Raw genomic sequence first — 1,438 nt, forward strand, 5'->3', positions numbered from 1 at the left:
ACAATATGTTCGCCAAAATAGGCGGTAAATAAAATAAAAGCACTTCCACAGAGAGTTATTGAAGTTGACAAACCAATACTCCTGTAAAAGTGCAAATTATCACCAAACTATTGAGCGTATTGAACGGACAGTTCAGTACGACAAATTTACAACATTTTGCGATCATTATTGAAAGCATTTTAGGATTATCAAATTCAGTGACAACCTTATCAGTGTCACGATTCAGTTCTTTGAGCTATCGGACAGTACAACGTTTCTATGCCCTAAAAGAGGTTAAGTGGCAGGTGGTCAATATACTTCTCTTCAAATTGGTTTATCAAAAAGATAGACAATATTTATTGGCTGCTGATGAAACTGTTAAAGCCAAGGCAGGTAAAAGCACTTATGGTATTGGCTTGTTCTACTCATCATTAGCAAAAAGCGTCATTAAATCAGTTAGCTTTTTGGTGATTTCTATCATTGATGTTGAAAGCGAGACTTCTTATGTTTTAGGAAGCCAACAGCTCATAGGTACGCTCAAACGTAAAGACAAAGAAGAGGTATCTTCCCCAAAAGAGGCTTCTTCTAAAAAGCCAAAAGGACGACCAAAAGGGGCCAAAAACAAGCCCAAAACCGAGCCACAAAGTGGTTCATATCAAATTTTGAAATGCTTGTTGTGCTTGATTACCAGTTCATTAAAATCCCTTTTGCCCGACTTGAAATGTTTACATTTAGTGCTCGATGGTTTTTATGGTCACGAAGACTATTTGCTACTTGCCCTCGAATACCAATTGCAAATCATATCAAAATTCAAAACTAACGCTCATTTAATTTTACCTTTTGACGGAAAGCAAAAATCTAAAGGCAGACCTCAAGTCAAAGGCGAGAAGGTTGATTCAGATTCCAAATTTGCCAAATTCTTTGTCAAAGAAATTGACGACAAGGATTCAAATGTCAAAACTAAGGTCTATCAGTTTCAGGCCTACACCCCGAAAATCATTGGAAAACTACTCAACGTAGTGGTGATGATTCATACCCACCAAATCACAAAGAAAAAGTCAAGAACCATACTTTTTACAAATGATATGGAACTCAATGCCACAACAATTATCAAATTTTATTCTCTCAGATTTCAAATTGAGTTTGACTTTCGGGACGCCAAGCAATATTTTGGACTAGCTGATTTCAAAAATTATAAACAGACACAAGTTACAAATGCCACCAATTTAGCTTTTTCGATGACGGTCATCTCGAAACTAATCTTGGAAAAATACAAACAGAAACTAAACTGTCCGAACATGGGTTTAATTGACTTAAAAGCAGTCTTTCGAACCCAGAAATACGCTCAAATACTTTTAAATAATAACAGTTTTGACCCTGATGAATTTTTAAATAGCCCTTTATTCCTTAATATCGCCAGATTAGAGGCTATTCATATTTAAACTTGGCGAACATATTG

At 35.7% G+C, this 1,438-nt stretch carries 1 protein-coding gene; it reads left to right on the top strand.

Annotation, left to right across the window (positions count from 1 at the left end; translation table 11 throughout):
- The first annotated feature begins 197 nt into the window (after positions 1 to 197).
- Positions 198 to 1,421, top strand: a complete 1,224-nt coding sequence (locus ACOVQ4_RS04880) for a transposase (RefSeq protein WP_421819533.1) — start codon at positions 198 to 200, stop codon at positions 1,419 to 1,421.
- Positions 1,422 to 1,438: the final 17 nt, after the last annotated feature.

The organism is Flectobacillus sp. (genome assembly GCF_049240685.1).
Taxonomy (GTDB): domain Bacteria; phylum Bacteroidota; class Bacteroidia; order Cytophagales; family Spirosomataceae; genus Flectobacillus.